The 6,814-nt window shown below is 73.7% G+C and carries 6 protein-coding genes; 3 read left to right on the forward strand and 3 right to left on the reverse strand.

Annotated elements, in window-relative coordinates; all coding sequences use genetic code 11:
• Positions 1 to 218 precede the first annotated feature (218 nt).
• Positions 219 to 1,196, forward strand: coding sequence for a sphingomyelin phosphodiesterase (gene sph, locus BU198_RS00855; RefSeq protein ID WP_188294851.1), 978 nt, complete (start codon positions 219 to 221; stop codon positions 1,194 to 1,196).
• 173 nt (positions 1,197 to 1,369) lie between these two features.
• Positions 1,370 to 2,188 (forward strand): thioesterase family protein, encoded by an 819-nt coding sequence (locus BU198_RS00860; protein WP_188294852.1) that lies wholly within the window; start codon positions 1,370 to 1,372, stop codon positions 2,186 to 2,188.
• Positions 2,189 to 2,234: 46 nt separating this feature from the next.
• On the opposite strand, the gene BU198_RS00865 is transcribed toward BU198_RS00860, so the two are convergent.
• From BU198_RS00865 to BU198_RS00875, 3 genes are all read right to left on the reverse strand, one after another.
• Positions 2,235 to 3,560, reverse strand: coding sequence for a radical SAM protein (locus tag BU198_RS00865; RefSeq protein ID WP_188294853.1), 1,326 nt, complete (start codon positions 3,558 to 3,560; stop codon positions 2,235 to 2,237).
• Positions 3,561 to 3,809: 249 nt separating this feature from the next.
• A complete protein-coding gene (locus BU198_RS00870) occupies positions 3,810 to 4,244 on the reverse strand; it encodes a hypothetical protein (RefSeq protein ID WP_188294854.1) in 435 nt (144 codons plus the stop codon).
• Between the two features lie 80 nt (positions 4,245 to 4,324).
• On the reverse strand, positions 4,325 to 5,338 hold the full coding sequence (locus tag BU198_RS00875; RefSeq protein WP_223243737.1) for a hypothetical protein: 1,014 nt from the start codon (positions 5,336 to 5,338) through the stop codon (positions 4,325 to 4,327).
• 327 nt (positions 5,339 to 5,665) lie between these two features.
• Between BU198_RS00875 and BU198_RS00880 the strand changes: the two genes are divergently transcribed.
• Positions 5,666 to 6,814 (forward strand): hypothetical protein (locus BU198_RS00880; RefSeq protein ID WP_411293121.1); only part of this gene is annotated, 1,149 nt, incomplete at its 3' end.

The following is a 6,814-nucleotide window of genomic DNA, read 5'->3' on the forward strand; positions in this document are numbered from 1 at the left end:
GTGAGCAGGCCCCACAGGACGGCGAGCGCCGCGCTGACCGCAACCTCCGACGGCCGGCAGGGCGGGCCGGTGACCGTCCGTCAGGCCGGTGACGACGGTGTTACCGACGAGTTCACCGAATGCTCGCCCGATGTCTTGCGGACCGTGCCGAGGGCTGAGTTGGATACACAACATCCCTCGACCCGACGGGTCCACGACATCGCCCCCACGGAGCCCCGATGCCCCTGTCGTCCGTCCGCCGCGCCCTCGCCGCCGGAGCCGCCGCCACCGTCCTCGCCGTCCTCGGAGCCGTCCCGGCCTCGGCCGAGAGCGCCCCGGCGACCGCGCCGCCGCTCGACGTGCTGACCTACAACACGTTCCTGATGAGCACCTCGCTCTACCCCAACTGGGGCCAGCAGTACCGGGCGCAGGCGATCGCCTCGGCGGACTTCTTCCAGGGCCACGACGTGGTCGTGCTGGAGGAGGCCTTCGACAACGCGGCCTCCGACGCGCTGACCGCCAAGGCCTCGGCCGCCTACCCGTACCACACGCCGGTGGTCGGCCGCTCCACCGGCGGCTGGGACGCCACTTCCGGCAGCTACAGCTCGACCACCCCCGAGGACGGCGGCGTCACCCTGCTCAGCAAGTGGCCGATCCTGCGCAAGGAGCAGTACGTCTTCAAGGACGCCTGCGGCTCGGACTGGTTCTCCAACAAGGGCTTCGTCTACGCGGTGCTGGATGTCGACGGCCGCCGCACCCACGTGGTCGGCACCCACCTCCAGTCCACCGACTCGGGCTGCGCGAGCGGCCAGGCGGCCGACATCCGGGCCAGGCAGCTCACCGCGATGCGGGGCTTCCTGGACGCCAAGCGGATCCCGGCCGACGAGCCGGTGCTGGTCGCGGGGGACCTCAACGTCGACTCGCACGGCTCCGAGTACCAGGCGCTGCTGACCAACGGCAACCTCGCCCCGGCCTCCGCGCGCACCGGCTGGCCGTACTCCTTCGACACCGTCGACAACTCGATCGCCGCCTACCGCTACCCGGGCGAGCCCAGGGAGGACCTCGACTACGTCCTCTACCGGGCCGACCACGCCCGCCCGCAGCAGTACACCAACCAGGTGGTCCGGGTGCACAGCGCGCCCTGGACGGTCAGCAGTTGGGGCAAGAGCTACACCTACACCGACCTCTCCGACCACTACCCGCTGGTCGCGCGCTGACCTCGCGCCGACGTGGGGCGGGTCCTCCGGCGGCGCGTCGGGTGTGGGATGCGTCACCGTCCCGCCCGGCGGGCCGTTCGGCCCCTTACGATCCTGAACGCCGAGGTCGGGCGCCGTCGCACCACGGCGGCGCCCGCCCGGCAGCCAGCGATCCGGCCCGAGGAGAAGCGCACGTGACCACCCCCAACGCCGCGCCCGACAGCTACTACCAGCGCACCGGCGAGAACACCTACAAGCCCACCGTCCACGCGCAGGGGGCCTGGCACCCCGACGAGCAGCACTTCAGCCCGCTCGGCGGACTGATCGTGCACGCCATCGACAGGTACCGGGCCGATCGCCAGAGGGCCGGCCGCCCCTCCGACGGCCTGGCGCTGGCCCGGATCAGCTTCGACATACTCGGCCTGATCGCCCTGGAGGAGTCCGAGATCACGGTGGAGACCGTCCGGCCCGGGCGCACCATCGAGCTGATCGAGGCGACCGTGACGATCGGCGGGCGCGCCGTGGTCCGGGCCCGCGCCTGGTTCCTCGCCGAGCTGGACACCACCGCCGTCGCCGGGACCCACGACGAGCCGCTGCCCGCGCCCGAGGCGTTCGAGCCCTGGACGATGGCCGGGGTGTGGGGCGGTGGCTACATCTCCTCGATCGAGGTCCGCCGCCGGGAGACCGCCCCGGGCCGCGCCGCCGCCTGGCTCGCCGGCCCGGTCGAGCTGGTCGCGGGGGAGCCCAGCGGCCCGCACGCCTCCTTCGTCAGGCTGGTGGACACCGCCAACGGCATCGCCGTGCGGCAGAGTCCCACCGAGTGGATGTTCCCCAACACCGATCTGACGATCCACTTCCACCGCCGTCCCGAGGGCCCGTGGACCGGCCTGGACGTCAGCGTCAGCTTCGGCCCGGCCGGGCACGGCATCACCAGCACCGTGCTGCACGACGTCCACGGCCCGGTGGGCCGGGCCGAGCAGATCCTCACCGTCCGTCCGTTGAACGGGAGTTGACGGCGCCGGCGGTGCGGCCGGCCGGCCACACCGCCGGCTTGTGCGCTCAGCCGGAGAGCGAGTCCATGAAGGAGCTCACCGAGAAGACCGCGTTGCCGGGGCCGGCCGGGCCGTAGCCGGGCGGGGAGGAGAGGCCGAACTCCTCCAGGGTGGCCCGGTAGGTCCGCAACAGCCGGATGTGGTACTCCAGCGGCGCACCCTGCGGATTGGCCTTGCCCAGCGGGGTGGTCGGCTCGGGGCACCAGGTGGTGAAGCGCGGGACCACGCCGTGGGACATGAAGAAGCGCAGGCCCTCCTCGGTGGAGGCGATCGCCTCGTCCACCGTGGTGAAGCCGAAGGGCTCGGCCATCTCCACGCCCGCGACGAAGTTGGGGATCACGTTCTCGGGGCCGAAGACCTCGGTGGAGTCGAGGATCCGGCGGTGCCACTCGTCCCGGCCGACGTAGCGCTCCTTGCCCGGGCAGTAGAGCTCGAACAGCCGCTTGTCCCACACCTCGAAGTTGGGGTGGTAGATCTTCACGCCGTAGTCGTGGAAGCGCTGCACGTCGTCGCGGGGCAGCGCCTGGGCGACCACCTTGCCGATCCAGCGGCCGGGGAAGCGCTCCTCGATGGCCTTGGCGTACTGCCCGTAGAAGTCGGCCTCGTCCCGGCCGCCGACCTGCGAGGTGATCGCCCCGCCGGTGAGGGTGTAGGCCTGGGAGGCGCGGGCGGTGTCGTGCTCGTCGATCAGGGCCAGCGCCTCCAGCACCTCCTCGACCGGCTTGACGCCGGTGTACGGGCGGCCCGCGGCCTTGTGCTGGCGCCAGTTGTGGTTGATGTCGCAGTACTGGCACTCCTCCTTGGCGCCGAAGTACTGGCAGACCCGGAACACCGTGAGGTAGATCAGGTAACCCCACTGGATGGTCGGGGCGACCTCCATCACCGACTTCCCGTTGGCCAGGGTGTGCCGGTAGTAGTCCGGCATCGGCGGCAGGCCGACGTCGGCGATCCGCGCGCCGTCCAGGTAGAGGCCGAGCGTGCCGTCCTCGCCCGCGCCGACCCGGTACGGCGAGTCCGGGTTCACCCGGACCGACACCACGGTGCGGCGCAGCCCGTACGGCCCGCCGGTCAGCACCACCTCCTCCGGCGGCCGGTTGAGTGCGGCGGCGCCCAGCTCGGGCAGGGTCCGGTGGTCGAAGGAGAAGATGAAGTACGACTTCGGCTTGACCTCGCCGCCCCCGTCGGTGCCCGTGCTGCCGCTGAGCGCGGACTCGTCGAAGGCCATGCCGCCGCGCAGCAGGTCCTCCTTGATCACCGCCTCCCTGGGCACGTCCGGATAGCGTTCCATGAGCGCCTCGACGAGGGCGGTGCGGCTGCGGGCCTGGCTCTCCATGCGCTGTTCCTTCCTGGCCCCGCGTCCTCACGGCGCCCCGCCCATTCTCGTCCCCCTTATGTGCGCGGCCGGGCACCGGGCCCGGCCGGGGGAGGGCAACCTGTCCATCCTGCGGCCCGGCGCGGCCTCGCGCCTCGGCCCGAGGTCCCCCGTGGGACGGGACTCCGGACGTAGGGCCGGGACGCGGGGAGGGGCGTGCGCCCGGCCGTGGCCGGACACACGCCCCGGACTGTCAGCGCTGCCGCGGGATCAGGGCAGGTTGACGAACCGGTGGGAGGCGATGTTGTGCCAGAGCGCCTGACCCGCGCCGGCCCCGCCGGATCCGAACTGCCAGTCCTTCAGGTTGGGCAGGCCCGCCCCGTTGTAGACACCCCGGCCGGCTCCGCTGAAGTTGCTGTTGTAGTACACCCAGACGTCGTCCAGGTTCCCGGGGTAGCGCATGTTCCACAGGGATTCCGCGTTGTTCTTGCACTCGCTCCAGTTCGCGTCGACCGACCAGGACTGGCACTCGTTCTGGTACCAGGTGCTGTAGTAGGCGTGCAGCCGGCCGTCCGCCGCCAGGGCGGGGGCGGAGGCCGGTCCGCTCGGCGCGGCCTCGGTGGCCTGGGCGGCGTGCGGGGCGACGGTCACGGCCAGGGCCGCGGCGACGGCCGCGCCGGCGAGCAGGTTTCGCAGGGACTTCATGGGATGTCCTCTCTGGTGGGTGGGTTGCAGGTGCAGGCCGGCCTCCGTGTCGACGGCGGCCGGCTGGTCCGGTGGGTGGGTCAGTGGCCCGGGTCGGCCGCGACGACCGAGCGGGCCCGGGGCAGTGCCGCGAGCCGCAGCCGCTGCCAGGTCTCGGCGTCCGACCGGTACTGCTGCCGCAGTTCCGCGTCGTACTTGCGGTCCAGGCGCCCGGCGGTCACGGCCAGGCCGGAGCTCTCCGCGCACTCGGCCTCGGCGACGGCCAGGGCGGTCTCCTGCTCACGCGGCCAGGCCTGGCTCCGGGGCGGCTGGGCCGCGCGCAGCGCCGCCGGGTCGGCGTAGTCGTGGCCCGCCGCACGCATGCAGGCCGCCCAGCCGCGGGTGGGCCCGGCGAGCTCCCGGTCGGCGGTCACCTTCTCGCCGCGGAGCGAGGCCAGGGAGTCCATCGTCACCCGGGCCTGGAACCAGGCCGCCAGGTCCAGGTACAGCGTGCGCTGGCCCTGTGACGTGCACCCTTCGGGACTGCGGGTGATCGGCATTCCGTCCGGGGTGCGGGCGGTGAGCCCCTCGGCCCGCGGGCCGTTGGCGGCGGCGATCGCGGGGGCCTTCCGGTCGGCCGGGAGACTCTCGAAGTAGTGCTGGTTGGGGTCCTCCGTCCGGATCTCCTCCAGCCGGCGTTCGATGTCCCTGCCGTAGCCGTGCCGGCGGGCCCACTCGACGTCGTCGATGACGTACGGGAACTCCCTGGCCTCCGGCACCGGTTGACGGGCGACCGGCTGGTAGACGAAGCCCTTGGCCCGCATGCAGTCGCGCAGCAGGAGCTGCTCGGCGGAGTGGAGCAGGTCCTCCTCGGCCGGCGTCAGGTCGCGCAGGTCGAGGCTGCCCTCGGTGGTCGGTGCGGCCAGTGGTGCCGCCCCGGCCGGATCGCTCGCGCCCCGGGCGGGCTGAAGGACTCCGTAGGCCGCCGCGGCGGTGGCGCCCACGGCCGCGGTGAGCAGGGCGACGGCGGTCAGGACCCGACGGCGCCGCCCGTGCTCCGGGCGACTGCCGCTCTTCGGCCCCGCCGGTCGGTCGGCGTCCTCCGTCTCGGGCATGGTGCTTCCTCCTTCGCTCGCTCGGTGGGTGGGGCGCCGGACGGCCGGCCCCGGGAGACCGCCGGCCCGCTTCCCCCGACTGTCGGTGGAGCCGCGACGGAGCCCGGGTGCAGGATCGGTCGAGGCCGGTGACCGGGCGTGACGGATCCTCCGGAAAGGACGCTGGTCATGCCCGTTCGTACCGTTGCGCTGCTGCCGGGCCGTTCGGGGACCCGGTGGCGACTCCACCGTGCGGGCTGTTCTGATTGTCCATCAACAAGAGAGTCGAAAGGCCCAGGTGAGCGGCGGACAATCCGGGTCGGCCGCGGACAGGACAGGGGGCGCGGGATGGGGAGTGCGGGACGCCCGCAGGGGCGATTCAAGGGGGAGACCGAGCAGGCGAACGCCCTGGCCCGGTTCGTACGGGAGTTGACGCACGGAACCACGGTCCGTGAGCTCGCGCGGCGCTATCCGGCGGGCAGGACCAGCTGGAGCGAGTACCGGTCCGCGGAGAAGGACATCCCGTGGCACCTGCTCCAGCGACTGGTCCACGATCACGTGGCGGACCCGCGGGCCCGGGCGGCGTCGCTGGCACGCGCCCGGGATCTGCACGAACGGGCCACCCGGGCACCGGAGTTGCCTCCGCCGCCAGTGACAGGGCAGTCCGCCGCGCAGCAGGCGCTGGACCGGGCCGGGCGGGCACAGCGCGAGGCCGAGGAGGGCGTGGCGGAGGCGGGGAAGCTGATCCGGGTGCTGGTCGCGATCGTGGCCGAGCTGCGGGGCGAACTGGGCGGGACGGGGCCCGCCGGGACGCTGCCGGACGACGCGGGCGCCGGGGAGCCGCGGCGGGCCCGGCTGCGGGACGCCACCCGCTGCCTGGCCGAGGTCCGGCGGATCAGGGAGAGCGCGCGGCAGGTGCGGCAGACGGCGGAAGGGGAGCGGAAGGCCTTCGGCGACCTGGCCGATCAGGAGCGGACGGACACCCGGCCGGACAGCTCCCGGACGGACGGCGCCCGGACCGACGATGCCCGGCCGCCGGAGGCCGATCCGGCGGTGGCCGGCGCGGTGGCCGCGCACCTGCCGGTGCTGTGGGGCGTGGAGGGCGACCTCGCGGAGGTGCGGGAGGCGTTGACGGAGCAGTGCCGGGAAGTGGTCTGGCTGGCCCGTTCCGCCGCCGGCCCCAGAGTTGTCCGCGGCGAACTGGTCAGGACCGCGGACAACCACCGGTCCGCTCCGCCCACTCCCCGGCCGGCGGACACCGGCCCTCCCCACGGTGGGTCCGCGGGCGCACGCCGGCGCCGGGCCTACCGGACCGGCATGGCCATGGGGACGGCGGGAGTGGCTCTGGTCACGGCCGTGGCACTGGCCGGGGTCCTGGTGGGCCTGCGGGTGGGCACGCCGGCGCCCTCCCTCGTGGGCCCGGGCGCTCAGGCCGCCGGTGCCCGACTCGGGCCGGAGGCCGGGGCGGCCCCGGCGCCCTTCGCACCGGGGGCGGAC

It is taken from the genome of Streptomyces sp. CBMA156 (assembly GCF_014596515.1).
GTDB lineage: Bacteria > Actinomycetota > Actinomycetes > Streptomycetales > Streptomycetaceae > Kitasatospora.

Excerpts from the sequence above, each read along its gene's own strand:
- sph (WP_188294851.1), top strand. The coding sequence starts at position 219 with ATGCCCCTGTCGTCCGTCCGCCGCGCCCTCGCCGCCGGAGCCGCCGCC.
- BU198_RS00865 (WP_188294853.1), bottom strand. The coding sequence starts at position 3,560 with ATGGAGAGCCAGGCCCGCAGCCGCACCGCCCTCGTCGAGGCGCTCATG.
- BU198_RS00870 (WP_188294854.1), bottom strand. The coding sequence starts at position 4,244 with ATGAAGTCCCTGCGAAACCTGCTCGCCGGCGCGGCCGTCGCCGCGGCC.
- BU198_RS00875 (WP_223243737.1), bottom strand. The coding sequence starts at position 5,338 with ATGCCCGAGACGGAGGACGCCGACCGACCGGCGGGGCCGAAGAGCGGC.